The sequence below is a fragment of the Pantoea septica genome (assembly GCF_002095575.1).
In the GTDB taxonomy this organism is placed as follows: domain Bacteria; phylum Pseudomonadota; class Gammaproteobacteria; order Enterobacterales; family Enterobacteriaceae; genus Pantoea; species Pantoea septica.
Genome location: NZ_MLJJ01000015.1, coordinates 16,058 through 39,724, shown reverse-complemented (window position 1 = coordinate 39,724; position 23,667 = coordinate 16,058). Strand labels below are relative to the sequence as shown.

Below are 23,667 nucleotides of genomic sequence, written 5' to 3'. Positions count from 1 at the left end.
CAGATGTCATTAATCAGTATTCACGGCGCTTACCTCTCATTCAGCGATGCGCCACTGCTCGACAACACCGAGCTGCATATCGAAGAGAACGAGCGCGTCTGTCTGGTCGGCCGTAACGGCGCAGGCAAATCGACCCTGATGAAAATCATTAACGGGGAGCAGCCGCTGGATGACGGCCGCATCATTTTCGAGCAGGACCTGGTGGTGGCGCGTCTGCAGCAGGATCCGCCGCGCAATATTACCGGCTCCGTCTATGACTTTGTGGCGGAGGGCGTGGAAGAGCAGGCCGAGCACCTCAAAGCCTATCACGCGATTTCGCATGCGGTGATGCTCGATCCCAGCGAGAAAAACCTCAACGAGATGGGACGCCTGCAGACTATCCTCGACCACCACAATTTGTGGCAGCTGGAGAGCCGCATCAACGATGTGCTGCAGCAGATCGGTCTGGAGCCTGATACCGAGCTGTCGTCGCTGTCGGGCGGCTGGCTGCGCAAAGCGGCGCTGGGCCGCGCGCTGGTGAGCAACCCGCGCGTGCTGCTGCTGGACGAACCGACCAACCACCTCGATATCGAAACCATCGACTGGCTGGAAACCTTCCTGAAAACCTTCAGCGGCAGCATCGTTTTTATTTCCCATGACCGTTCGTTTATCCGCAATATGGCGACGCGCATCGTCGACCTCGATCGCGGCAAGCTGGTCTCCTGGCCGGGCAATTACGATCTCTACCTGGAGGGGAAAGAGGAGGCGCTGCGCGTCGAAGAGATGCAGAACGCCGAGTTCGACCGCAAGCTGGCGCAGGAAGAGGTGTGGATCCGTCAGGGCATCAAGGCGCGCCGCACCCGCAACGAGGGCCGCGTGCGCGCGCTGAAAGCGCTGCGTCGCGAACGCTCCGAGCGCCGCGAAGTGATGGGCAAAGCCAATATGCAGGTGGGCGAAGCGTCGCGCTCGGGCAAAATCGTTTTCGAGCTGGAGCACGTCAACTATGGCGTGGGCGGCAAGACGCTGGTGCATGACTTCTCCGCGCAGGTGCAGCGCGGCGACAAGATCGCGCTCATCGGCCCCAACGGCTGCGGCAAAACCACGCTGCTGCGTTTGATGCTGCAGCAGCTGAAAGCCGACAGCGGCCGCGTGCACAGCGGCACAAAGCTGGAAGTCGCCTACTTCGACCAGCATCGCGCCGAGCTGGATCCCGATCGCACCGTGATGGATAACCTGGCGGAAGGCAAGCAAGAGGTGATGGTGAACGGCAAGCCGCGCCATGTGCTCGGCTACCTGCAGGACTTCCTGTTTCATCCAAAACGCGCCATGACGCCGGTGCGCGCGCTCTCCGGCGGCGAGCGCAACCGCCTGCTGCTGGCGCGCCTTTTCCTGCGTCCCAGCAACCTGATGATTCTCGATGAACCGACCAACGACCTCGACGTCGAAACCCTCGAGCTGCTGGAAGAGCTGATCGACGGCTATCAGGGCACCGTGCTGCTGGTGAGCCACGATCGTCAGTTCGTCGACAACACCGTGACCGAGTGCTGGATTTTCGAAGGCAACGGCGAAATCGGCAGCTTCGTCGGCGGCTATCACGACGCGCAGCAGCAGCGCGCCGCTTACAAACAGCAGAAAAGCGCCCAGGGAAACAAGCCTGCCGCCGCGGCGAAACCGGCGGCGGAAAAAGCTGACGGCGCGAAACGCGGCGGCGGCAAGCTAAGCTATAACCTGACGCGAGAGCTGGAGCAGCTGCCGCAGAAGCTGGAGACGCTGGAGGCGCGCATCGGCGAGCTGCAGGCAAAAATGAGCCATCCTGACTTCTTCAGCCAGCCGCATGACCAGACTCAGCCGGTACTGGACGCGCTGGCGCAGACCGAGCAGGAACTGGAAACGGCGTTCGCTCGCTGGGAAGAGCTGGAAGCGCTGAAAAACGGCGCGTAACCATAAGGGAGTCGGGATGTGTTCAGCCGCTGAAAGTCAGGCGTGGATGCTTTGTCCACAGTGCGATTTAATGGTAAAACTGCCGGACGTGCCGCAGGGCAGCCGTGCATCCTGCCCGCGCTGTCATTCGGTGCTGACCGCGAACTGGCCCGAGCCACGTAAACGGCCGACCGGCTACGCGCTGGCTGCGCTGTTTATGCTGCTGCTGGCCAACCTGTTTCCCTTCATCACCATGAAGGTCGCGGGTCTCAGCAGCCAGATCTCGCTGCTGGAGATCCCGCGGGTGATGGTGTCGGAGGATTACAGCAGCCTGGCCACGCTGTTTCTGGCATTCGTTCAGGCGATCCCTGCGCTCTGCATGCTGACCATTATTCTGCTGGTGAACCGCATACCGATGCCGGTAAGCCTGCGTCTGGGCCTGGCGCGCATCCTGTTCCAGCTGCGCAGCTGGGGCATGGCGGAGATCTTTATGGCCGGCGTGCTGGTCAGCTTCGTCAAGCTGATGGCCTACGGCGATATCGGTCTTGAGACCAGCTTCTGGCCCTGGTGCCTGTTCTGCCTGCTGCAGCTGCGCGCCTTTCAGTGCGTGGATCGACGCTGGCTGTGGGAGCAGATCGCGCCGATGCCGCCGCTGCCGCATGCGCCGGAAAAGGGCGTCAGCGGGCTGGAGCAGGGGATGCGCTCCTGTCCCTGCTGCACCGCGATCCTGGCCGCGGACCATCCCGACTGTCCGCGCTGCGGCGTGATCGCCGCGCCGCGCCGCAAGCACAGCCTGCAGTGGACGCTGGCGCTGCTGTTTACTTCGCTGATGATCTATATTCCCGCCAACATGCTGCCGATTATGGTGACCGAAACTCTCGGTACGCCTTATCCGTCTAATATTATGGCGGGCGTAATCCTGCTCTGGAGCGACGGATCCTATCCGGTGGCGCTGGTGATTTTTATCGCCAGCATCATGGTGCCGTCGCTGAAGATGCTGGCGATTGGCTGGCTCTGCTGGAACGCCAGCGGACGCGGCCATCGCGACAGCGAACGGATGCATCTGATTTATGAAATCGTCGAATTTGTCGGCCGCTGGTCGATGATCGACGTGTTTGTTATCGCCGTGCTCTCTGCGCTGGTGCGCATGGGGCAACTGATGAATGTTTATCCCGCGACGGGCGCGCTGCTGTTTGCGCTGGTGGTGATCCTTACTATGATCGCCGCCATGACGTTTGACCCGCGCCTGACCTGGGATCGCGTACGGGAACATACTACAAAGGAGCCGCGCCTTGACGGAAAGTAACCACGGCCATGCCAGGGTCGACCAGATTAAACGCTGGTCGCCGGTCTGGATTGTCCCCATCGTGACGCTGTTGATCGGCGGATGGATCCTGTTTTACCACTTCAGCCATCTCGGGCCGGAAGTGACCCTGATTACGGAAAATGCGGAAGGTATCGAAGCGGGGAAAACCACCATCAAAAGCCGCAGCGTTGACGTCGGCGTGGTGGAAAAAGCGGAGCTGACCGACGACCTGCATCACGTAGAAATTACCGCGCGGCTCAACTCCGGCATGGAAAAGCTGCTGCACGGCGACAGCGTGTTCTGGGTGGTGAAGCCGCAGATTGGCCGCGAAGGGGTAACTGGCCTGAATACGCTGCTCTCCGGCAACTATATCGAACTGCAGCCGGGCAAAAAAGAGGAGCCGAAAGAGCGCTATGAGCTGCTCGACGCGCCGCCGCTGGCGCCGCCGGACGCCAAAGGCATCCGCATTACGCTCGACAGCAAAAAAGCGGGGCAGCTCAACGCAGGCGATCCGGTGCTGTTCCGCGGCTATCGCGTCGGCACCGTGGAGACCAGCACCTTTGATACCGATAAGCGCATGATGACCTATCAGCTGTTTATCGCCGCGCCCTACGATCGGCTGGTGACCACCAATGTCCGTTTCTGGAAGGACAGCGGCATCGCGGTGGATATGTCGGCATCGGGCATGCGCGTCGAGATGGGCTCGCTGACTACGCTGTTCAGCGGCGGGGTCAGCTTCGACGTGCCGGACGGCTGGGATCTAGGCCAGGCGGCGACGAACAACGCCGACTATCATCTGTTCGACGATCAGCGCAGCATCCAGGATTCGCTCTACACCAATCACGTCGATTTCCTGATGTTCTTCCCCGATTCGATTCGCGGCCTGCAGGTGGGCGCGCCGGTCGAGTTCCGCGGCATCCGTCTGGGTACGGTGGCGCAGGCGCCCTTTATGACCGAAGGGGTGAATCAGGCGTTGAACAACGATTATCGCGTGCCGGTGCTGATCCGCATTGAGCCTGACCGCTTCACCGCCAGACTGGGTCAGGACTTCAACCTGGAGCAGCATCTGCAGGACGGCAAAAAACGCGGCCTGCGCGCCTCGCTGAAAACCGGCAATCTGCTCTCCGGCTCGCTCTATATCGATCTCGATTTCTACGATAACGTGCCGGCCTACAAAGGCCCGAACAAAATCGCAGGCTATGAGATCATTCCGACCACCAGCGGCGGCCTGAGCCAGATCCAGCAAAAACTGGTGGCGGCGCTCGACAAGATCAACGCCTTGCCGCTTAACAACGTGGTGACCGAGGCGACCGGCACCTTGAAAGAGAGCCAGCGCACGCTGCGTGAAATGCAGGGCACGCTGAAAAACCTCAATCAGATCACCGCCAGCCCGGCGATGAAAACGCTGCCGGAAGATATGCAGCAAACGCTGCGCGAGCTGAATCGCAGCATGAAGGGGCTGCAGCCAGGCTCACCGGCCTATAACAAGCTGGTAGGCGATATGCAGCGACTGGATCAGGTGCTGCGCGAACTGCAGCCGGTGTTAAAAACCCTTAATACCAAGAGCAACGCGCTGGTCTTCGAGGCCAAACCGGGTCAGGATCCACAGCCAAAGAGGGCGAAACAGTGAGAAAAGGAGCCGTTTTTTGCGCCGCGCTGCTGTTAAGCGCATGCAGCAGCACCATCGATAACACCTACTACCAGCTGCCGTCGAAGCCGGCGGCAATGCAGGTACGCAGCGGCGGCGAAGCGCAGCCGCCGGCGCTGTGGGTTCAGCAGGTGGCGGTGCCTGATTACCTGGCGGGCAACGGCCTGGTCTATCAGACCAGCGACGTGAAGTACGTTATCGCCGCCAATAATCTCTGGGCCAGCCCGCTGGATCAGCAGCTCCAGCAAACGCTGGTGGCGAACCTGAGCAAGGCGCTGCCGGGCCGGCTGGTTTCCGCCGCGCCGCTGGGCGAAAAGCATGACACGCTGAGCGTGACGGTGACCGGATTCCAGGGCCGCTATGACGGGCGCGGCGTGGTGAGCGGCGAATGGGTGCTGCAGCATAATGGTCATGTGGTGAAGCAGGGATTCGACGTGGCGCTGCCGCAGAACGAGGATGGTTATGACGCGCTGGTGCGCACTCTGGCTATCGGCTGGCAGCAAACAGCGCAGCAAATCGCCAACGCAGCGATAACCACAGAATAAAATTCGCTAAAGATGTGCTCAGCCCCTGATTGTCGTCCGCGAAATGCGACGGCGGTCGGGGGCTTTTTTTGTTGCCGCTTCAAGGCGATAAGCGAACCTGTAACGCTTCGCAACGAAGAAAAAGAACAATAAAGCGTCAAAATGATGACAATGGCGTGAAATTTGCGCATTGACCTTTCGAAGCGGGGCAGGTAGAACTTAATAGTGGCTGAGTAATAATTCGCCACTCTATTTCTTTCCACCAGATTCCACAGACCTGATATGAGGGATACGGAGTATGAAGAGACAGAAACGAGACCGCCTTGAACGCGCTCATGCACGTGGCTACCAGGCCGGTATTACAGGACGCTCAAAAGAGATGTGTCCGTATCAGATGATTGAGGCTAAGTCTCACTGGTTGGGAGGTTGGCGACAAGCCATGGAGGACAGGGCGGTTACGGCGTAATCGACCGTCAGGAAAAGGAAGAAACCTCCGCGCTGGCGGAGGTTTTCATGTGCGCTATCAGAAAGCGTTGGTGTCTTTGAACAGACCGACTTTCAGATCGCTGGCAGAGTAAATCAGGTTACCATCGACGAAGACTTCGCCATCGGCGACGCCCATCACCAGCTTACGGTTAATGACGCGCTTGAAGTGAATGCGGTAGGTCACTTTTTTGGCGGTCGGCAGCACCTGGCCCGTGAATTTCACCTCGCCAACGCCCAGCGCGCGGCCTTTGCCTTCGCCGCCCAGCCAGCCCAGATAGAATCCTACCAGCTGCCACATCGCATCCAGACCGAGACAGCCCGGCATGACCGGATCGCCGATAAAGTGGCAGGCGAAAAACCATAAGTCCGGATTAATATCCAGCTCGGCTTCAACGAAACCTTTGTCGAACTTACCGCCATCTTCGGTCATCTTGACCACGCGGTCCATCATCAACATGTTGCCTGACGGAAGCGGCGGACCGTTCTCGCCAAACAGTTCACCGCGACCTGACGCAATCAGGTCCTCTTTGCTATAGGATTCGCGTTTATCAACCATGTTTTCAATAAGCCTTGTTTTAGTGAAGCACGAAGTTTAGCGAACAGCTGTACGCTGAGCAATTCAATCAGTTCTGGTTGAACCAGTTTAGCCAGCGAAGCGGCCAGGGGCGATGACTCGCTTCCTGCTGATTGAGTTGGGTAATACGATCCTGAATCCGGCGCAGCAGCGCGTCGCCGTTATCCTCTTCGCTGCGCCAGACCACGCCGGTCAGCAGCGGCAGCGCCTCATCGGCGCGATCGATCGCCCAGATATGAAAGCGGCCCTGTTCAACCGCGTCGACCACATCCTGACTCAGGCAGAGGTGACGCACATTGCACGCCGGAATAATTACGCCCTGCTGGCCGGTCAGTTCGCGCTCGTTGCAGATAGTGAAAAAGCCTTCGATCTTCTCGTTCAGGCCGCCGACTGGCTGAACGTTGCCGAACTGATCCACCGATCCGGTGACGGCAATCTGCTGATTAATCGGCTGGTTAGCCAGCGCGCTGACGAGAGCGCAGAGTTCCGCCAGAGAGGCGCTGTCGCCGTCGACTTCCGAGTAAGATTGTTCAAATACCAGCGAGGCCGAGAAGGGCAACTGCTGATCGAGCTCCAGCTCGGCGATAAGATACGCCTGCATAATCATCATGCCTTTGGCATGGATGTTGCCGCCCAGTTCAGCTTTGCGTTCGACGTCGGTAAACTCGCCGTCGCCCGGATGCACTACGCAGGTAATGCGCGAAGGTTCGCCCCACGGGCGCGGATGGCCCGGAAACTCCACCACGGAAAGACCGTTGATTTGACCGACGACTTCGCCTTCGGTTTCAATCAGGATCTGCTTCAGCAAAATTTCGTCGCGCATGCGCTCGGCGAGGAAGGCTTCGCGCCAGGTGCGCACGTCAAGGGCGCTGACTAGCGCCGCCTCGTTAAGCGCGTTCTCCTGCGCGAAGGCTTCGCGCATCTGACGCAGCAGCCAGCGCGGGCAAAGCGGCAGCACTTCCTGATCGCCGGTGTAGCGCACCGCTTCGCGGATCAGGGGCGGCCAGAAATCGGCCTGCGGAGCGGGCAGTCCCGCCTGCAGCGCGACATCCTGCGCCCAGCGGCACCAGGCCAGCATGTCGTCTTCGTCGACGATCTGCATGTTCTCTTCGAATTCAGTATAGATCGCCATCTCGTGCAGTTCAGGATCGCTCTCCTGAAACGCCGCCAGCGCATCGCGGTCGCCGCAGAGCACCAGCTTCAGGCTAAGCGGAAGCGGGGGAACAGAGACCGGCAGAGGATGACGTTCATCGGGCGACTGCCATTCCAGGCGGCCCAGCTGGATAGCACGTTTCAGCCGCAGCCACAGCAGCGGCTGCGCCTGCAGGGTGCGCAGCGACAGCACCAGCGTTCCGCCGTTGGCGCGGTGAATCAGGCCCGGCTCAAGCTGCAGTCGGTCGCGATGCAGGCGCACGCAGCCAAATAGCTGATCGTTTTCAATCCACTCTGCGAACTGAACCTGACCGCTGCCGGTAAAAGGATGCGAGGCATCACCGGGCGGCTGAAGGGTCACGTTATCCGCGATGATATGATAATGTCCGCCGAACAGCTCGGTAGGCTCGTCGGCGATACGCTCCATTTGGCGCGCAATAAGCGCCAGATAGTCCAGATTCTCCTGACTGCACACCAGCAGAAGGGGAAAGCCTTCGCTCTGCTGATCGAGGCAGGCCAGCGCATTCAGCAAACGCGGCTGTACCGTCGCCAGGCTATCAGTTTCTTCTTCGGTAATACGGGAGAAAACGGACGCGTATCCGGTAGTATTCGGCTGCAGGTCTTGCCAGGAAAGTTGGGAGCTGGTCAAAATAATCGCATTTGGTTAATTAAAGAAAAGCGGGATTATACAGGAAACCCCTTTACTAAGCACTGCATGGTTCGGATTAACCCTGAGACATACAACGCCTTTTTCCTTACTGCATCCAGGAAAAAAACTGTTATTCTAAGTTTGTTACGCGGTCACGATGAGATTCCGATGAAATACCAACAACTCGAAAATCTTGAAAGTGGATGGAAATGGAAATACCTGGTGAAGAAGCACCGGGAAGGCGAGCTGATCACGCGTCATCTTGAACTTAGCGCTGCGCAGGCAGCCGTGGATGAACTGCTCTCAATGGAAAACCGTCCGGTCGATGTGGCTGAATGGATCGCGCAACATATTCATCCGGACCTGGATAACCGGTTGAAACAAACGATTCGCGCGCGCCGTAAGCGGCACTTCAACGCTGAGCATCAGCATACGCGTAAGAAATCGATCGATCTCGAGTATCTGGTGTGGCAGCGGCTGGCGGGGCTGGCGCAGCGTCGCGGCTGCACGCTGTCGGAAACTATCGTTCAGCTGATCGAAGATGCCGAACGTAAAGAGAAATACGCCACCCAGATGTCGAGCCTGAAACAGGATCTTCAGGCGATTCTCGGCAAATCAGAAACGGGAAGCGACTAGCGCGGCACGTTAAACGCCAGAAGAGAGACATAAAAAAACCCCGCTTTGCGGGGTTTTTTCTTACGTAGTAACTTAAGCCTGCGGCTGAGTTACAACGTCTTTGATACCTTTCACGTCGATTTCTACGCGACGGTCCGGGCCCAGGCAGTCGATCAGAGCCTGACGGCCTTTCACGCTGTCACAGGTGTTGCCGGTAACTGGGTTAGATTCGCCCATGCCACGTGCAGAGATCTTGTTAGACGGGATACCTTTAGAAACCAGGTAGTCAACCACTGACTGAGCGCGTTTCTCAGACAGTTTCTGGTTGTACTGTTCAGAGCCGATGCGGTCAGTGAAGCCCAGAACGACGACTGAACCGTCTTTCGGATCCATTGAGCTCAGCTGGCTGTACAGCTGATCCAGAGCCTGCTGGCCTTCCGGCTTCAGGGTAGATTTGTTGAAGGTGAACAGCACGTCAGACTTCAGGGTGAAACGCTTGGTTTCAACAACTGGAGCCGGAGCCGGAGCCGGAGCTACAACCGGTGCTGCTTCATCCTGACCGAAGCGGTATGAAACGCCTACGCTCAGCATGCCGTTGTCAGGACGTGCGCCAACGGTCTGTGCGTCGCCGATGTTGTTAACCCACTGGTAGTCCAGACGAGTTGCCCAGTTCTGAGTCAGAGCGTATTCAACACCCACTGCTGCCAGCGGAGAAACGCCGGTGTCGTGGTCGCTGATGCGGCCGTTGACAGCGTTGTTCTGAGTTGCGTCAGCGCGCCATACCATACCACCCAGACGGGTGTAGACATCCAGATCGTCAGCGATCGGATAGCTCAGTTTAGCAGCCAGCTGAACGCCCTGTGCTTTGAATGCGCCGTTGTTTACGGTGCCTTTGTTCGGCATACGGCCAAGCCAGTCGTAACCCAGCTCGAAGCCCAGGTACGGGTTAGCCTGGTAACCTACGAATGCACCAGCGCCAAGCTGAGATTCGTGAGTCGGGCCATTGTTGTTGCCATAACCGTTACCGTAGTAACCAGTATCGTGATACTGAGACCAGCCCAGTTTAGCACCGGTATACCAGGTGTCATCTTTCGGAGCGGCCTGCGCTACGGTAGCGAAGCCAGCCAGTGCCACTGCAATTGCGATAGCTGTCTTTTTCATTTTGCGCCTCGTTATCATCCAAATAGGCAATGAGCAAAAAGGGATGCTCTTGGTTGTAATCCTTCGCCGGGTTAATACGCTCGCTTATGACTCTACCGATTAAAAAACGGAGATTATTGAGCACCCTGGCGAGGTAAAGTCTACAACGAGATTGGAAAGTTACAAGTATGATGTGAGGGGATGCTGCAAAAAAACAGGGCTTTATACACATATTCTAACATTTCGCCCGGTCTTAATGCCGTCGCGCTTTAAGGCAAAATGCAGCTAAACCATTGTCAAAGCTGGAGGGAAAAGAATCAGTGGTTTAGCTGAATCAAAAAAGGCAATTGGCCCGAGAAAAATCTTATTTTTACTTAATGAAACAAATCCGACTGAATTTTTAGTCCTTTATTTGGTCGCAGCGAAGGTTCTGTCGTCCCATTCGGACGCATAATCAACCCCAGCGCTTTGCCTTCCGCGGCGGCCTGCTCTAATTCGCGCCGTTCTTCCTCATCCAGATCGTAAGGTATCCACGCCAGCACGACGCTGTAATTCCCTGTGCGCAAAGCTTTAATCATCGCCTCGACAGAGGTGCAACGCTCGGAATCGGCGACGTGCATGCTTTTTTCCAGCGGCAGACCCGACTGCTGCAGCCAGGCGCGATTGAGCTTGTGCGCGGGCGTCAGCCACAGCTGCCAGCGAGACTCCCGGCTGAGCTGTTGCAGTAACGGCAGCAGCAACATTTGCATCATGCCGGGTTGTTCGCTGTAGCGCAGTTCCGTAATCCAGCCGCTGTGCTGCGACGGTTTAGAAGCGGATACGTGACGGTGAGCGAAGCCTGCATTATTAAAGTGTTGGGTGCGCATAAGTTAACCACTCAGCATTGGACTGTATGGATATACAGTAATGACTTCCTGGATAAAGATCAACCTCAAATTTGGAAAACGGCTCGCAAAAAAGGGAGAAGGTCGGGCTCGAACAAAAGAATTAATTGAACCCTTAATTGATTTTTTCTATATCTCTAACGGATTGATAGAGATGGTTTTTTATTAATTGCACACAAGGAGAGCGTGTCATGAAAAAACAGCATCCCATTGTAGAAATGTCCCGCAGTCGTCTGGCCGCGCTAGGCCAAATCGAGTCGCGCACTCAGTTCGGCGGCTATGCGCTGGCGGTAGAAAAAGTGGTTTTCGCGCTGGTCAACGACGACGCGCTCTACCTGCGCGCCAGCGAAGCGCTGCGGGAATATGCGGCGCGGCAGCCGATGCAGCCGCTGGTGTTTCACAAGCGCGGCGCCGAGGTGAGCCTTAACTACTTTCGCGTCGACGACGCGCTATGGCGCGACACCGATCGCCTGCTGTCGCTCTCCGCCGCCTCGCTGCGCACCGCCCGTCAGGAGACGCTGGCCAGGCAGCGTCCGCTGCGGCTGAAAGATCTGCCCAATCTTAGCCTGCGTATGGAGCTCTTGCTGCACGAGGCGGGCGTAAGGACCGTGCGCCATCTGAGGGATCTGGGATCAAAACGGTGCTGGCTCAGGCTCAGAGCGATCAACCAGCATATCGGCTTTAAAACGCTGCTGGCGCTGGAAGGGGCGATAGAAGGGCGCCATGAAGCCGCCCTGCCGCAAACGGTCAGGGCGGAACTGAATGAATGGTATCAGGAGACGTTAAAAGGCGACCCCTCTTAAGGCTGCGCCAGCGTGCGGCGCAGTCGGGCGATCTCCGGCAGCAGGGCGACCAGCAAGCCTAGCTGCTGCAGCACCAGCGGAGCGCGCGTCTCCTGATTGGCAGCCATATCGCTGATGCGCTGCGTCAGCGCGCTCTGCATCGTTTCCGCTTCGGCGTCGCTTACCACATCGGTTTGCAGCACGTCTTCGACATAGCAAACCGTATCGTCGAGCAGCGTCAGCAGCGCGCCGTCGTTCAGCTTATCGCGGTGCGCCCCCAGCGCGGAGATATAGCTCAGGAAAGAGTGGTTAAGGCAGAGCAGCTGGAAAGCGGACTCTTTATGTTTCTGCTGCGTCCGCGACTCGCCGCTCATATTGGAAACCACCGAAGCCAGCTCCGCATCGGCGTTGTGGGCGTCGCGGCGCGCGATGCGATAGGCGAGGCGGTTGTCTTTGCCCTGGTGATACTGCTCCATAATCGCATCCAGATAGCGGCAGTTGGCGTTCAGGGTGCGCGCCGCCACGGCGGGCAACTGGCGAAAACGCCAGTCGGGCCAGATAAACGCCACCGCCAGCCAGGCAAGCGCGCATCCCAGCAGCGTGTCCACGATGCGCGGCAGCGCCACCTCAAACCCCTCTCCCAGCAAATTGAAGCAGAGCAGTACCAGCAGGGTGATAAACAGCGTCGCCTGCGCGTACTGCACCTGACGAAAGGCGAAAAACAGCACGCCGCTGACTACGATCAGCACCAGCTGGCCTTCGGTTGAAGGCACCAGCCAGAGCACTGGCAGGCCGATGGCGATGCCCGCCAGCGTACCGCCGATACGCAGCGCGAGCCTGCGCCGCGTGGCGTTATAGTTAGGCTGGCAAACAAACAGGCTGGTAAGCAGGATCCAGTAGCCGCGATGGAGGCCGGTAATCTGAATAAAGCCGTAGCCAATACAGAGCACCACCGTCATGCGCACCGCATGGCGGAACAGCGCGGAGGCGGGCGTCATATGGCGGCTCAGCCGCAGGCGAATGTCGCTCCAGCCGCTTAGCCCTTCGCGCGACAATCGATTATCGCCCGCCAGGTTTTCGCTGGCTAAAGACTGCTCAGACTCTATCGATCCCAGCTGCGCGTCGATAGCGCGCAAATTGCGCAGCAGCCAGAAAAGCGGGCGCAGATGGGGGGCATCAGGCTCGTTTTGCTGCAGGCGCTCCAGCGCCGTCTGCAAGCGATCGAAGGCGCGCTCGAAGCGCGGATCGTGTTCCCAGCGCTCGCGCAGCAAAATGCACTGAGAGAGCTGACGGCACGCCTGCGCCTGCATATTCAGCAGCCGCTGAAAGCGGAACAGGATCTCGTTGTAGCGCCAGTCGTCGCGCAGCAGATGATACTGCAGATGGGAGGAGCTGGCGCGCTCGTGGATATCCTGCGCCACAAAGTAGTAGTGCAGGCTGCGGCGGGTGCTGCGCGATCCGCGATCGCCGCGCAGGCGGCTCTGTAGCGTGCTTTTCGTCAGATTCAGCTGCGCCACCAGCTGGCTGTTGACCATCGCGGTGCGGATCAGCGTGGCGTCGTCCTGCGCCTCGCCGTCGGGATCGAACAGATTCGCCTTGGCTTCAAGGTATTGCGCCAGCTGCGCGTAGCTACCCGCCAGCTGTTCCTGAACCGGCCGCACCGGGAACATCAGATGGCCAAGCAGCGTCAGCACGTTGTACCAGAGCGCCCCGACCAGCAGCAGTATCGGCTGCATATACCATTGCGAAAAAAGCCCGATGCCCAGCATGGTGTAAACCGCAATCAGCAGCGCGCCAAAGGCGATAGTGGCGTAGCGCTGGCCGAGCGCGCCCAGCAGAATAAAGCCCCAGGTGGAGATCGCCAGACCGGCCATAAAGGCCAGCGGATGGGGAAAAAGCAGCTCTACCGACACCGAGGCGATACAGAAGCAGAGCAGGGTAATCAGCAGATTGCGTAGCCGACCGGTAAGACGATCGTCGAGATCGGCCAGCGCCGCGGCCACCACGCCGAGCGTCAGCGGGATGGTCCAGTCTATCTGATGCAGCCACCAGGGCACCGCCGCGCAGCCGGTCAGCGCCAGAAAAATGCGCAGCAGATAACGCCAGCTGCTGTTAAAGAGATAGTTGCGCCAGCCCGGCAAGGCTTTGGACATCATATAGCGGCCTCAGTAGCGCCGACGGGCGTTGGCGTCGCGCGCGGCGCGAGCTTCTTCAACCGAGACCACGCGGCGGCCGACCGGCCAGAGCGCGATGGCGGCGATTTTAAAGTTGGCGAGGCCTACCGGGATGCCGATGATGCTGATGCACTGTACGATCCCGGTGGAGATATGGGTCAGACAGAGCCACCAGCCGAAAAAGATCAGCCAGAAAATATTGAGAAAGGTGCCGCCGGTGTTCAGCAGCGCGCTTTTACTCTCCGGGCGCAGCACATCCACGTGCACCGCCTCGTTGCCGTAAGGCAGCAAAGAGAGTTTGGTGATTTCCCAGCAGGAACGCGTCAGCGGCAGGGTAAAGATCAGGACGATACTCACCAGCGTGGCGAACAGCCAACAAAGGGTGGTGATAAACCCGCCGAGGATAAAATTGAGAATGTTCAACACAGTGCGCATGGCGTTTTTTTCCTTTTGCTTTCCGCAAGATGTGCCGCCAAGTTTAGCCTGTTTTAAGGCTGGAGCGCCAAGAGTCTGACAGGTAAACTCCCGATATTCTTTTCCCAGGTTCGACGGTGTGGACATGGAACTCAAAGCGACATCGATGGGCAAACGGCTTGCCCAGCATCCCTATAACCGGGTACGCCTGCTGGCGGCTGGGGTGGAAGTAAGCGGAGAACGACACGAATACCTGATTCCTTTCAACGAGCTGCTCAATATCAGCTGCAAGCGCGGCATGGTCTGGGGCGAGCTGGAATTTTTACTCCCTGACGACAAGGTAGTGCGGCTGCACGGCACCGAATGGCAGGAGACACAGCGCTTCTACCACTATCTGCTGCAGGCCTGGCAGGCGTGGAGCGCCGAGATGAGCGCGATTTGCGCCGGAGTGTTAGGCGAACTCAGGCAGGAGATCGAGCGCTTCGGCGAGCAGGATCGCTGGATCAAACGCAGCGAGCTGCAGGCGCTGCGCGGCACCATCGAAAAACAGTTCGCCGCGCTGCCGCTGCCGCTGGCACGCCTGGAGGAGTTCAGCGACTGCCGCGAGCCTTACCTGCTGTGCCAGCGCTGGCTGGAGCAGGGCGACGCGGCGCTGCGCCGGCGTAACCGCGACTGGACGGCGCGCATGCTGAGCGCGCATCACGACTTTTTCGCCACGGTGGAATCCTCGCCGCTCAATGTGTCGCAGAGCGAAGCGGTGGTGAACGGCGAAGATGCGGTGCTGGTGCTCGCTGGCGCAGGCAGTGGCAAAACCTCGGTGCTGGTGGCGCGGGCGGGCTGGCTGCTGCGGCGCAAGCTGGCCGCGCCCGAACAAATTCTGCTGCTGGCGTTTGGGCGTCAGGCGGCGGAAGAGATGAACGATCGCATTCGGTCGCGGCTGGGCGTCGCTGACATTCAGGCGCGCACCTTTCACGCGCTGGCGCTGCACATTATCCGCGAAGGCAGCAATAAGCAGCCGGTCATCAGCAAGCTGGAGAGCGATATCGCGGCGCGTCATGCGCTGCTGATCGACACCTGGCGTCAGCAGTGCGACGAGAAGAAGGCGCAGGCGAACGGCTGGCGTCAGTGGCTGCGCGACGAGCTGGAGTGGGAGCTGCCTGAAGGGCACTTCTGGCAGGACGATCGGCTGGCGAAACTGCTGGCGTCGCGCCTAGAACGCTGGCTGGGACTGATGCGCATGCACGGCGGCGCGCAGGCGGCGATGATCGCTCACGCGCCGGAAGAGGTGCGCGAGCTGTTCGGCAAGCGTGTGAAGCTGATGGCGCCGCTGCTGAAAGCCTGGAAAAGCGCGCTGAAAGAGGAAGGCGCGGTCGATTTTTCCGGGCTGATCCATCAGGCCGTGGCGATTCTCGACAAGGGACGCTTTATCAGCCCGTGGAAGCATATTCTGGTAGACGAATTTCAGGATATCTCGCCGCAGCGCGCCGCGCTGCTTGCGGCGCTGCGCCAGCAGAACAAGCGCGCCACGCTGTTCGCCGTAGGCGACGACTGGCAGGCGATCTATCGCTTCACCGGCGCAGAGATGACGCTGACCACCGCCTTTCATCACTACTTCGGCGACGGCGATCGCTGCATGCTGGATACCACCTATCGCTTTAACGATCGTATCGGCGATATCGCTAACCGCTTCGTCCAGCAGAACCCGCACCAGCTGCGCAAGCCGCTCAACAGCCTGATCAAAGGCAGCAAAAAAGCCGCCGGACTCCTCCCGCAAGAGCAGCTGGAGCCGCTGCTGAACAAGCTGAGCGGCTACGTGAAAACTGACGAGCGGGTGCTGCTGCTGGCGCGCTATCACCATCTGCGCCCGGATGTGCTGGATAAAGCCAAAACCCGCTGGCCGAAGCTCAACCTCGACTTTATGACCATTCACGCCAGTAAGGGACAGGAAGCCGATTTCGTTATTCTGCTGGGATTGCAGGCGGGCAAAGAGGGCTTTCCCGCCGAGGCGCGCGAATCGGTGATCGAGCAGGGACTGCTGCCGCAGCCGGAGGATTTTCCGGATGCGGAGGAGCGGCGTCTGGCCTATGTGGCGTTAACGCGCGCGCGCCAGCAGGTGTGGATGCTCTACGATCGTGAGCAGCCTTCGCGCTTTGTCGAGGCGTTTCGTCAGCTCGGCGTGCCGCTGCTGCGTAAAGCCTGATTAGCTCAGGCGCGCCTGCAGATAACGCTGATAATCGGGGATGGCGATCTCCACCGTCTGGGCAAACAGCGGCGACTGAATAATAAAGTTGGCCGTGGCGCGGTTGGTGGCAACCGGAATGTTCCAGACGGTGGCGAGGCGCAGCAGCGCCTTAACGTCGGGATCGTGCGGCACCGCGTTAAGGGGATCCCAGAAAAAGATCAGCACGTCGATTTTGCCTTCCGCAATCAGCGCGCCCACCTGCTGATCGCCGCCCATCGGGCCGCTCAGCATCGCATTCACGTTCAGGCCGGTATGGCGATTAATCAGATTGCCGGTGGTGCCGGTGGCGTAAAGGGTGTGGGGTTCAAGGATGGGCTGGTTCTGTTTTACCCAGTCGAGCAGCGAGGCCTTGCAGTGATCGTGCGCAACGAGCGCGATATGTTTGCTGAGGCCAAGCGTGCGGGTGGTCTGTTCCATAAAGACGTCCTGGTGAAGTCGCGTGCGAAGAAGAGTGGCACGAGTTTACCCTGCGTCTTTCCCGCCTATCAACTTGTCCTTAACAATTTGACCAGCGACATAAATTGCTGGCGGGTCGCCTGATCGAAGCGATGAAACCAGCGCTTAATCGCAGGCGACTGCGCTTCATCTATCCAGACGAATTCGGCTTCGACGGGGGGACGGTTGGCCGCACCGTCGCGCACGGCGGCGAAGTGGGGCACGGAGGCGACCTGGCCGTTGCGGTTATAGAGGATCATCGCCTTTTCCATATCGCTTTCCGCTGAGAGCGGCAGGCGATCGCGCCGAATATCGATCTCTTTGCCGTGTTCGTCGACCAGCTGAAAATTGAGCGTGCGGTCGAAGTGGTGACGCTCGCGACGATTTTCCAGCGCGGGCAGGCGGATGGTAATGGTTTTGACCTGAGCGTTGAAGGTGACGATCATCGGCGCAGACTGATAGCGCAGCGACGCGTCTTTGCGCGCGTCGCGCAGCTGTTCGACGCGGAAGAGAAACTGATGCTGCCCGCGTTCCAGCTCAAGGCTGTCGGCGCCTTTCAGCAGCGAACCGGAAATTTTGCGCCCGTCCAGCACCAGCAGATCGATCTGCGGATCAAGCTTTAGCGTGATGGCCTGACAGGTTGCCGAGACGAGGAGAACAGTCAACCCCGTCACGGCCAGAGAGAGTTTCATGTAGACTCCAGAATAGGGCGCAAAGTTTTGTGTGTAGCAAATTCTTACATTATGGCAGTAAATTTACATTTGAACATATATTTTTGTGCGCCAGTGCAAAATTCCGCTTTCTGAAGAGCGGCGCGCTTAACAGGCGACGCTACATTTAATGCTCTGAAATAAGGAGAGAAAGATGAACGATCAAACGATTCGCGACGTGTTGACGCGCACTCAGCGCATTGCACTGGTAGGCGCCAGCGATCGTCCAGACCGGCCAAGCTACGGCGTGATGAAATATCTGCTGGATCAGGGCTACGAAGTGATCCCGGTAAGCCCGAAACTGGCCGGGCAGACGCTGCTGGGCCAGACGGCCTACGCGAAACTGGAAGAGATCCCGGGCAAAATCGATATGGTTGACGTGTTTCGCAATTCAGAAGCAGCGTGGGGCGTGGCGCAGGAAGCGATCGCGGTGGGCGCGGATACCCTCTGGCTGCAGCTGGGCGTGATCAACGAGCAGGCTGCCGTGCTGGCGCAGGATGCAGGCCTCACCGTGATTATGGATCGCTGTCCTAAAATGGAAATTCCGCGCCTGGGCGTGACGCGACAGAAACAGTAACATTACAGGCGGCGTATGAATGCCGCCTGCCATTAGTGGCGCAGGCGCGGGGCCTGCAACTGCTGGCGAATGGATGCGGCCAGCTCGTCCATCTCCGGCTGTTCCGGATGCTCCGAGCTGGTTTCGCCGGAAAGCTGAATCTCAGCGATATAGGTGTGCACCTGATCGCCTTCTTCATCTTCCATCACCACGTGATACCAGGGCGCGCGGCGCAGCGTTTCGGTCGCGCCGACCTCGTCCAGCTTCGGCGTATCCAGCGAATATTCGGGATCGACATCCACTATTACGCCCAGCACGCCCGAAAGGCGGTGGCGAACCTGCTGACCAATACCAAATTTAGTGGCAATCATAGTGACCTCCAGAAAAACTGCCTCCTGATCAATATGGCGTCAGAAGGCGCTTTTTCAAGTCACACCACACGACATGCAAAACCTTTAAGATAAAGACCTTCAGGATAGGTGGCGATCACCGGGTGATCGGCCGCCTGACGGAACTGCTCAATAAACTGCGCTTCGCGGCCCGCATCCAGCGCAGCGTCGGCCACGATTTTCTGGAAAAGTTCGGTGGCCATCAGGCCTGAACAGGAGAAGGTCATCAGGATGCCGCCGGGATTGAGCAGCTGCATCGCCAGCATATTGATATCTTTATACCCGCGACAGGCGCCCGCCAGCTGGTTTTTGTTCTCTACGAATTTTGGCGGATCCATGATTATCAGATCGAACTTCTCGCCGGCGTCGCGGTAGCGGCGCAGCAGCTTGAACACGTCGTCGCGCACGAACTGGGCGCGCGACAGATCCAGCTCGTTGAGCTCGACGTTCTGGCGCGCCACGTCGAGCGCCTCCTGCGAGGTGTCCACGCTAATGACTTCGCGGCAGCCGCCCATTAACGCCGAGACGGCAAACCCGCCGGTATAGGAGAAGCAGTTCAGCACGCGCGCATCTTGCGCGTAGCGGCGCGTCGCCAGACGGCTGTCGCGCTGGTCGAGGTAGTAGCCGGTTTTGTGGCCGCCCTGAATATCGACCAACAGCTTCATGCCGTGTTCGGTTATCGGCAGCAGCGGCGGCGGTAGTTCGCCGGTCACCGGGCCCTGCGTCAGCTCCAGACCCTCTTTTTTACGCACCGCCACATCGGATCGATCGTAGATGGCGCACTGGGGAAAGCACTGCTGCAGCGCGGAGAGAATCGCTGGACGTTGATATTCGGCGCCGGCGGAGAGCAGCTGCAGCACCAGGAAGTTGCCGAAGCGATCGATGGTCACGCCAGGCAAGCCGTCAGATTCGCCGGCGATCAGGCGATAGCTGTCCAGCCCGTCTTTCTGCGCCAGCCAGTCGCGCCACTGCCGCGCCTGCTCGAAACGGCGTACGAAGAAGGCGATATCAATTGATTCGTCCTGCTGCCAGCTCCAGACGCGGGCGCGAATTTGCGACTGCGGCGACCAGGCCGCGCGCGCGAGAAATTTGCCGTTATGGTCGCAGACATCAACGGTTTCACCCAGTTGCGCTTTACCTTCAAGGCGCGCGACGGCACCGGAAAACACCCACGGATGGCGGCGGAGCAGGGATTTTTCACGTCCCTTAGCGAGAATCAATCGAACGGTCATAGTTTGCTATGCTTACCTGAAAAAATGAGGCGCCATTGTCCGGCGGATAACGGAAAATTGCAACGCGCAGCGGCAGGAGAGAGTGATGGCATCAGCCTGTTATAAAATATGGGTGCACGGTAAAGTGCAGGGCGTGGGGTTCCGCTACAGTACCCAGGCGCAGGCGTCGCAGCTTGGCGTGCTGGGTTACGCGCGGAATCTGGATGACGGCAGCGTCGAGGTGCTGGCCTGGGGCGAGCCAGACAAGGTCGACGCGCTTATCGCCTGGCTGAAGGCGGGCGGGCCGCGTAGCGCGCGCGTGGACAAGGTGCTAATGGAGCCGCATCAACCCGCCGAGCCGCCGCGCCGTTTCGCCACCGGCTGATCAGAGACACTTCGCCGGTTTAGGCAGGCCGGCGATTTTCGTCGCCTGCTTCGCCGGGCCATCCGGGAACAGACGGAATAAGTAACGGCTGTTGCCTTTCTCTTCGCCGTACTTTTGCGCCATCGCCTTAACCAGCATACGAATGGCGGGCGAAGTGTTGTATTCCAGATAGAAGGCGCGCACGAAGCGCACCACTTCCCAGTGGGCGTCGCTCATGGCGATGCCTTCTTTATCGGCGATCTGCTCTGCGAGCGCCTCGCTCCAGTCGTCGCGATGTTTCAAATAGCCTTCGCCATCGACCTCGATGCTCTTACCGTTAAATTCCACGTTTGCTCCTGACTGCGGTATCCGGCGGCATTCTACCAAATTGCGCCGTCAGAAAAAGCAAAACCCCGCCGAAGCGGGGTCAGGGAGGAGCTGTCGCGGAACGCTTTGCGCTTCGTGGCAGGGGCTACCTGCATGCGAAGCGGCTAGTCGTTGCGGGCGAAGCCCAGAATGCTCAGCAGGCTGATAAAGATATTGTAAAGCGAGACGTAGAGGCTGACGGTGGCGCGAATATAGTTGGTTTCGCCACCGTGAATAATATTGCTGGTTTCCCACAGGATGGCACCGGCGGAAAAGAGAATAAACAGCGCGCTGATCGCCAGGTGCAGCGCGGGTAGCTGCAGGAACAGATTAGCGACGACCGCCACCAGCAATACCACGAAGCCCGCCATCATCATGCCGCCGAGGAAGGACATATCGCGGCGGGTGGTCAGCACATAGGCCGAGCAGCAGAAGAAGACCAGCGCCGTGCCGCCTAACGCCAGCGCAATCACGTCAGCCATGCCTGCGGCTAAAAACGAGCTGAGGATTGGGCCAAGGCAGTAGCCGAGAAAGCCGGTGAAGGCGAAGGCCGCCAGGATGCCCATCGGGCTGTTAGCCAGCTTATGGGTAAGGAACATCAGGCCGTAGAAACCGACCAGCATTAAAATCAGTCCCGGACCAGGCAGGCCCAGCACGGTGCTCGCGGTGGCGGTCACGGCGGAAAACGCCAGCGTCAGGCCGAGCAGGAAATAGGTATTGCGCAGCACCTTATGGGTGCTGAGCAGCGATGTCCGTGAAGACGAGGTAATAATTCTGTCCATAATGCGCTCCTTTATCAGAACACGAGGTTTGCGAGGAGAATACGCAGCGGGGGCAAAACGGGAAAGGCGTTTTACCCTTCTTTACGCGATAAATCGCTGTTTCTCTGAGCGGAATGGCGATTTTGCCAACGAATAACGCCATTTTGTCTGTTTTTCAGGCGAATGAATTCGTACAGGCTTTACATCCTTCGGGGGGATGTTTATAGTGCGCCTCATTGCGGAGGGGTGGCCGAGCGGCTTAAGGCAGCGGTCTTGAAAACCGCCGATGGGAAACCATCCGAGAGTTCGAATCTCTCCTCCTCCGCCACTTTCCTGCTCAGTCAGGAAGAGGCAATGCGGCAATGTCGTTTTGCCGATGTGAAAAGCATCACCCCGGAGGGATGGCCGAGCGGCTTAAGGCAGCGGTCTTGAAAACCGCCGATGGGAAACCATCCGAGAGTTCGAATCTCTCTTCCTCCGCCACACCAGACAGGCCAGCACAATGTGCTGGCCTGTTGCATTTCTGCCTTTCGGCCTCTCCTCGCGCTGCTCTTCACAGGCTGCTTTCGGCCTGCTCTGCTATAGTCCATTCACGTTTTTGCAAACATCGGGCGCATTTCGCGGCCAGCTTAGGTTACACTGTGGGCCACTATGCTCTGATCAGAGCTAATCGGTTGATAGCCAGAGTGTTTCTCTACTGAATAAATGGAATAGGCACAATGATCAAGAAACTGAGTCTTTGCGCACTGTCGGTGCTCGCCGCGCTGCCGATCGGCATGGCGGCCCAGGCGGCTGAAGGCGACATGCAGCTGCAACAGGTACTGATGTTTAGCCGCCACAACCTGCGCGCGCCGCTGGCCGATAACGGCAGCGTGCTGGAACAGTCGACGAAGAAAAGCTGGCCGCAGTGGAGCGTGCCAGGTGGACAGCTCACCACTAAAGGCGGCGTGCTGGAAGTCTACATGGGCAACTACACGCGTCAGTGGCTGGCGCAGCAGGGCCTGGTGCAGAACGGCAGCTGTCCTGACAGCAGCAACGTCTTTGTCTACGCCAACAGCCTGCAGCGCACCGTCGCGACGGCTCAGTTCTTCGTTAACGGCGCGTTCCCTGGCTGCGATATCGCCGTCACCCATCAGGACGCCATGGGCACCATGGATCCGGTGTTCAACCCGGTGATCACCGACGACAGCGAGGCCTTTAATAAGAAAGCGCTGGCGGCGATGACGGCGGAAAACGAAAAGCTGGCGCTGAAGCCTGCGCTGCAGCAGCTGGATAAGATCGTCGATTATAAATCCGCACCGGCCTGTAATAACAAGAAACAGTGCGATTTAAGCAGCGGCGACAACGTTTTCAGCGCCGAAAATGGCAAAGAGCCGAACGTCAGCGGCCCGCTGAAGGTCGGCAACTCGCTGATGGACGCCTTCACGCTGCAATACTACGAAGGCTTCCCGCTTGAGCAGGTCGCCTGGGGCCAGATCAAAACGCCTGAGCAGTGGAAAACCCTGTCGGCGATCAAAAACGGCTATCAGGACGCGCTTTTCACCAGCCCGGATATCGCACGTGAAGTCGCCGCGCCGCTGGTGGACTATATCCGCAGCCAGCTAGTGGATGAGGACAAAGCCAACGCGCCGAAAATCACTCTGATGGTCGGACACGACTCCAATATCGCCTCGCTGCTGAGCGCGCTGCAGGTTAAGCCTTACGAGCTGCCGGGCACCTGGGAAAATACGCCCATCGGTGGCCAGCTGGTGTTCGAACGCTGGCACGATGCGAAAAACAATAAAGATCTGCTGAAGCTGGAATATGTCTACCAGACCGCCGATCAGCTGCGCGACGGCGAAGTGCTGAGCCTGAAGAATCCGCCGAAGCGCGTGACGCTGCAGCTGGAAGGCTGCCCGACCGACGGCAACGGCTACTGCAGCTGGGATCAGTTCGCTCAGGCGCTGAACGGCGCGCTGCAGGGCACGCCGATGGAACCGGCCGCGCAGCCGCAGCCGACCGCGGCAGCCGCTGAGGACGCCGCTAAGCCGGCGGAAAATAAACCGGCCGCCAGCAAGGCCGCCGCGGATAAAGCGGCTGCCGATAAAGCCGCCGTAGATAAAGCGGCTGCGGACAAAGCGGCAGCGGAAAAAGCCGCCGCGCAGAAAGCTGCTGAAGCGAAAGCCGCAGAAGAGAAGGCGAAAGCGGCTGAGGAGAAAGCGAAGGCAGAGCGCGCCGCGGCGCAAAAGGCAGCGGCTGAGAAGGCCGCCGCTGATAAAGCGGCGGCAGACAAAGCCGACGCGGGTAAAGCTGCCGACGCGCCAGCGCAGAAGCCTGTGGAATCCGCGCAGAACAGCGATGCGAAACAGACCGTCACCCAGTAAAACCAGCACCAGTGAAAAACCCC

Annotated in this window: 23 protein-coding genes and 2 tRNA genes; 13 read left to right on the top strand and 12 right to left on the bottom strand. The window is 58.9% G+C overall.

Features of this window, described 5'->3' with window-relative positions:
- Positions 1–3: 3 nt before the first annotated feature.
- The 5 genes from HA46_RS10270 to rmf all read left to right on the top strand — a co-directional run bounded on the left by HA46_RS10270 (position 4) and on the right by rmf (position 5,843).
- Complete coding sequence (locus HA46_RS10270) at positions 4–1,920, top strand: ABC transporter ATP-binding protein (protein WP_033789339.1); 1,917 nt, start codon at positions 4–6, stop codon at positions 1,918–1,920.
- A gap of 16 nt (positions 1,921–1,936) precedes the next feature.
- Complete coding sequence (gene pqiA, locus HA46_RS10265; RefSeq protein ID WP_084884054.1) at positions 1,937–3,205, top strand: membrane integrity-associated transporter subunit PqiA; 1,269 nt, start codon at positions 1,937–1,939, stop codon at positions 3,203–3,205.
- Positions 3,192–4,835, top strand: coding sequence for an intermembrane transport protein PqiB (gene pqiB, locus HA46_RS10260; protein ID WP_084884051.1), 1,644 nt, complete (start codon positions 3,192–3,194; stop codon positions 4,833–4,835). Before pqiA ends, pqiB begins: the two co-directional genes overlap by 14 nt.
- Positions 4,832–5,398, top strand: coding sequence for a membrane integrity-associated transporter subunit PqiC (pqiC, locus tag HA46_RS10255; protein WP_084884048.1), 567 nt, complete (start codon positions 4,832–4,834; stop codon positions 5,396–5,398). The genes pqiB and pqiC overlap by 4 nt, the downstream gene beginning before the upstream one ends.
- A gap of 277 nt (positions 5,399–5,675) precedes the next feature.
- Positions 5,676–5,843 carry a ribosome modulation factor gene (rmf, locus tag HA46_RS10250; protein WP_071997392.1) on the top strand — a complete coding sequence of 56 codons (168 nt, stop codon included), beginning with the start codon at positions 5,676–5,678 and terminating at the stop codon, positions 5,841–5,843.
- 57 nt (positions 5,844–5,900) lie between these two features.
- Here rmf and fabA read toward each other — a convergent pair whose 3' ends face one another.
- Both fabA and HA46_RS10240 read right to left on the bottom strand, forming a co-directional pair.
- Positions 5,901–6,419: a bifunctional 3-hydroxydecanoyl-ACP dehydratase/trans-2-decenoyl-ACP isomerase gene (gene fabA / locus HA46_RS10245; RefSeq protein WP_033751185.1), complete on the bottom strand. Its 519-nt coding sequence runs from the start codon at positions 6,417–6,419 to the stop codon at positions 5,901–5,903.
- A gap of 67 nt (positions 6,420–6,486) precedes the next feature.
- The gene (locus tag HA46_RS10240) at positions 6,487–8,244 is read right to left on the bottom strand and encodes an AAA family ATPase (protein WP_244277517.1); all 1,758 of its coding nucleotides are present in this window, start codon (positions 8,242–8,244) and stop codon (positions 6,487–6,489) included.
- Between the two features lie 162 nt (positions 8,245–8,406).
- Here HA46_RS10240 and matP point away from each other — a divergent pair, with 162 nt between their 5' ends.
- Positions 8,407–8,874, top strand: a complete 468-nt coding sequence (matP, locus tag HA46_RS10235) for a macrodomain Ter protein MatP (protein ID WP_143807619.1) — start codon at positions 8,407–8,409, stop codon at positions 8,872–8,874.
- 72 nt (positions 8,875–8,946) lie between these two features.
- Here matP and ompA read toward each other — a convergent pair whose 3' ends face one another.
- Both ompA and sulA read right to left on the bottom strand, forming a co-directional pair.
- Positions 8,947–10,014: a porin OmpA gene (gene ompA, locus HA46_RS10230; protein ID WP_084884042.1), complete on the bottom strand. Its 1,068-nt coding sequence runs from the start codon at positions 10,012–10,014 to the stop codon at positions 8,947–8,949.
- Between the two features lie 353 nt (positions 10,015–10,367).
- The gene (sulA, locus tag HA46_RS10225; protein ID WP_033789349.1) at positions 10,368–10,859 is read right to left on the bottom strand and encodes an SOS-induced cell division inhibitor SulA; all 492 of its coding nucleotides are present in this window, start codon (positions 10,857–10,859) and stop codon (positions 10,368–10,370) included.
- A 209-nt stretch (positions 10,860–11,068) separates the two neighbouring features.
- Here sulA and HA46_RS10220 point away from each other — a divergent pair, with 209 nt between their 5' ends.
- Entirely contained in the window at positions 11,069–11,680 is a 612-nt protein-coding gene (locus tag HA46_RS10220; RefSeq protein WP_084884039.1) for a TfoX/Sxy family DNA transformation protein, read from the top strand.
- Here the strand turns inward: HA46_RS10220 and yccS are convergent.
- Together yccS and HA46_RS10210 are read right to left on the bottom strand one after the other, a co-directional pair.
- Positions 11,677–13,815 carry a YccS family putative transporter gene (gene yccS / locus HA46_RS10215; RefSeq protein WP_084884037.1) on the bottom strand — a complete coding sequence of 713 codons (2,139 nt, stop codon included), beginning with the start codon at positions 13,813–13,815 and terminating at the stop codon, positions 11,677–11,679. The genes HA46_RS10220 and yccS overlap by 4 nt on opposite strands.
- A gap of 9 nt (positions 13,816–13,824) precedes the next feature.
- Entirely contained in the window at positions 13,825–14,268 is a 444-nt protein-coding gene (locus HA46_RS10210; protein WP_033789356.1) for a YccF domain-containing protein, read from the bottom strand.
- A 124-nt stretch (positions 14,269–14,392) separates the two neighbouring features.
- On the opposite strand from HA46_RS10210, the gene helD reads away from it, so the two are divergent.
- Complete coding sequence (gene helD / locus HA46_RS10205) at positions 14,393–16,447, top strand: DNA helicase IV (RefSeq protein ID WP_084884034.1); 2,055 nt, start codon at positions 14,393–14,395, stop codon at positions 16,445–16,447.
- On the opposite strand, the gene mgsA is transcribed toward helD, so the two are convergent.
- Both mgsA and HA46_RS10195 read right to left on the bottom strand, forming a co-directional pair.
- Positions 16,448–16,906: a methylglyoxal synthase gene (mgsA, locus tag HA46_RS10200; protein ID WP_084884031.1), complete on the bottom strand. Its 459-nt coding sequence runs from the start codon at positions 16,904–16,906 to the stop codon at positions 16,448–16,450.
- 68 nt (positions 16,907–16,974) lie between these two features.
- A complete protein-coding gene (locus HA46_RS10195; protein WP_033789363.1) occupies positions 16,975–17,616 on the bottom strand; it encodes a YccT family protein in 642 nt (213 codons plus the stop codon).
- Positions 17,617–17,788: 172 nt separating this feature from the next.
- Between HA46_RS10195 and HA46_RS10190 the strand changes: the two genes are divergently transcribed.
- On the top strand, positions 17,789–18,211 hold the full coding sequence (locus HA46_RS10190) for a CoA-binding protein (RefSeq protein WP_033789366.1): 423 nt from the start codon (positions 17,789–17,791) through the stop codon (positions 18,209–18,211).
- 32 nt (positions 18,212–18,243) lie between these two features.
- Here HA46_RS10190 and hspQ read toward each other — a convergent pair whose 3' ends face one another.
- Positions 18,244–18,561 (bottom strand): heat shock protein HspQ, encoded by a 318-nt coding sequence (hspQ, locus tag HA46_RS10185; RefSeq protein ID WP_033751160.1) that lies wholly within the window; start codon positions 18,559–18,561, stop codon positions 18,244–18,246.
- A 59-nt stretch (positions 18,562–18,620) separates the two neighbouring features.
- A complete protein-coding gene (rlmI, locus tag HA46_RS10180) occupies positions 18,621–19,811 on the bottom strand; it encodes a 23S rRNA (cytosine(1962)-C(5))-methyltransferase RlmI (RefSeq protein WP_084884029.1) in 1,191 nt (396 codons plus the stop codon).
- 85 nt (positions 19,812–19,896) lie between these two features.
- Here rlmI and yccX point away from each other — a divergent pair, with 85 nt between their 5' ends.
- On the top strand, positions 19,897–20,175 hold the full coding sequence (yccX, locus tag HA46_RS10175; protein WP_084884027.1) for an acylphosphatase: 279 nt from the start codon (positions 19,897–19,899) through the stop codon (positions 20,173–20,175).
- On the opposite strand, the gene tusE is transcribed toward yccX, so the two are convergent.
- Together tusE and yccA are read right to left on the bottom strand one after the other, a co-directional pair.
- A complete protein-coding gene (gene tusE / locus HA46_RS10170) occupies positions 20,176–20,502 on the bottom strand; it encodes a sulfurtransferase TusE (RefSeq protein WP_033789372.1) in 327 nt (108 codons plus the stop codon). It abuts the gene before it with no gap.
- Between the two features lie 143 nt (positions 20,503–20,645).
- Positions 20,646–21,302: an FtsH protease modulator YccA gene (gene yccA, locus HA46_RS10165; RefSeq protein WP_033789375.1), complete on the bottom strand. Its 657-nt coding sequence runs from the start codon at positions 21,300–21,302 to the stop codon at positions 20,646–20,648.
- Between the two features lie 219 nt (positions 21,303–21,521).
- Between yccA and HA46_RS10160 the strand changes: the two genes are divergently transcribed.
- The 3 genes from HA46_RS10160 (at position 21,522) to agp (ending at position 23,644) form a co-directional block, all read left to right on the top strand.
- Positions 21,522–21,609 (top strand) — tRNA-Ser (locus HA46_RS10160).
- Between the two features lie 67 nt (positions 21,610–21,676).
- Positions 21,677–21,764, top strand: a tRNA-Ser gene (locus HA46_RS10155).
- Between the two features lie 236 nt (positions 21,765–22,000).
- A complete protein-coding gene (gene agp, locus HA46_RS10150; RefSeq protein ID WP_084884024.1) occupies positions 22,001–23,644 on the top strand; it encodes a bifunctional glucose-1-phosphatase/inositol phosphatase in 1,644 nt (547 codons plus the stop codon).
- Positions 23,645–23,667: the final 23 nt, after the last annotated feature.

Excerpts from the sequence above, each read along its gene's own strand:
- hspQ (WP_033751160.1), bottom strand. The coding sequence starts at position 18,561 with ATGATTGCCACTAAATTTGGTATTGGTCAGCAGGTTCGCCACCGCCTT.
- yccA (WP_033789375.1), bottom strand. The coding sequence starts at position 21,302 with ATGGACAGAATTATTACCTCGTCTTCACGGACATCGCTGCTCAGCACC.
- rmf (WP_071997392.1), top strand. The coding sequence starts at position 5,676 with ATGAAGAGACAGAAACGAGACCGCCTTGAACGCGCTCATGCACGTGGC.
- pqiA (WP_084884054.1), top strand. The coding sequence starts at position 1,937 with ATGTGTTCAGCCGCTGAAAGTCAGGCGTGGATGCTTTGTCCACAGTGC.
- sulA (WP_033789349.1), bottom strand. The coding sequence starts at position 10,859 with ATGCGCACCCAACACTTTAATAATGCAGGCTTCGCTCACCGTCACGTA.
- yccX (WP_084884027.1), top strand. The coding sequence starts at position 19,897 with ATGGCATCAGCCTGTTATAAAATATGGGTGCACGGTAAAGTGCAGGGC.
- helD (WP_084884034.1), top strand. The coding sequence starts at position 14,393 with ATGGAACTCAAAGCGACATCGATGGGCAAACGGCTTGCCCAGCATCCC.
- HA46_RS10190 (WP_033789366.1), top strand. The coding sequence starts at position 17,789 with ATGAACGATCAAACGATTCGCGACGTGTTGACGCGCACTCAGCGCATT.
- agp (WP_084884024.1), top strand. The coding sequence starts at position 22,001 with ATGATCAAGAAACTGAGTCTTTGCGCACTGTCGGTGCTCGCCGCGCTG.
- fabA (WP_033751185.1), bottom strand. The coding sequence starts at position 6,419 with ATGGTTGATAAACGCGAATCCTATAGCAAAGAGGACCTGATTGCGTCA.
- ompA (WP_084884042.1), bottom strand. The coding sequence starts at position 10,014 with ATGAAAAAGACAGCTATCGCAATTGCAGTGGCACTGGCTGGCTTCGCT.
- yccS (WP_084884037.1), bottom strand. The coding sequence starts at position 13,815 with ATGATGTCCAAAGCCTTGCCGGGCTGGCGCAACTATCTCTTTAACAGC.
- mgsA (WP_084884031.1), bottom strand. The coding sequence starts at position 16,906 with ATGGAACAGACCACCCGCACGCTTGGCCTCAGCAAACATATCGCGCTC.
- HA46_RS10195 (WP_033789363.1), bottom strand. The coding sequence starts at position 17,616 with ATGAAACTCTCTCTGGCCGTGACGGGGTTGACTGTTCTCCTCGTCTCG.
- HA46_RS10270 (WP_033789339.1), top strand. The coding sequence starts at position 4 with ATGTCATTAATCAGTATTCACGGCGCTTACCTCTCATTCAGCGATGCG.
- matP (WP_143807619.1), top strand. The coding sequence starts at position 8,407 with ATGAAATACCAACAACTCGAAAATCTTGAAAGTGGATGGAAATGGAAA.
- rlmI (WP_084884029.1), bottom strand. The coding sequence starts at position 19,811 with ATGACCGTTCGATTGATTCTCGCTAAGGGACGTGAAAAATCCCTGCTC.
- HA46_RS10220 (WP_084884039.1), top strand. The coding sequence starts at position 11,069 with ATGAAAAAACAGCATCCCATTGTAGAAATGTCCCGCAGTCGTCTGGCC.
- HA46_RS10210 (WP_033789356.1), bottom strand. The coding sequence starts at position 14,268 with ATGCGCACTGTGTTGAACATTCTCAATTTTATCCTCGGCGGGTTTATC.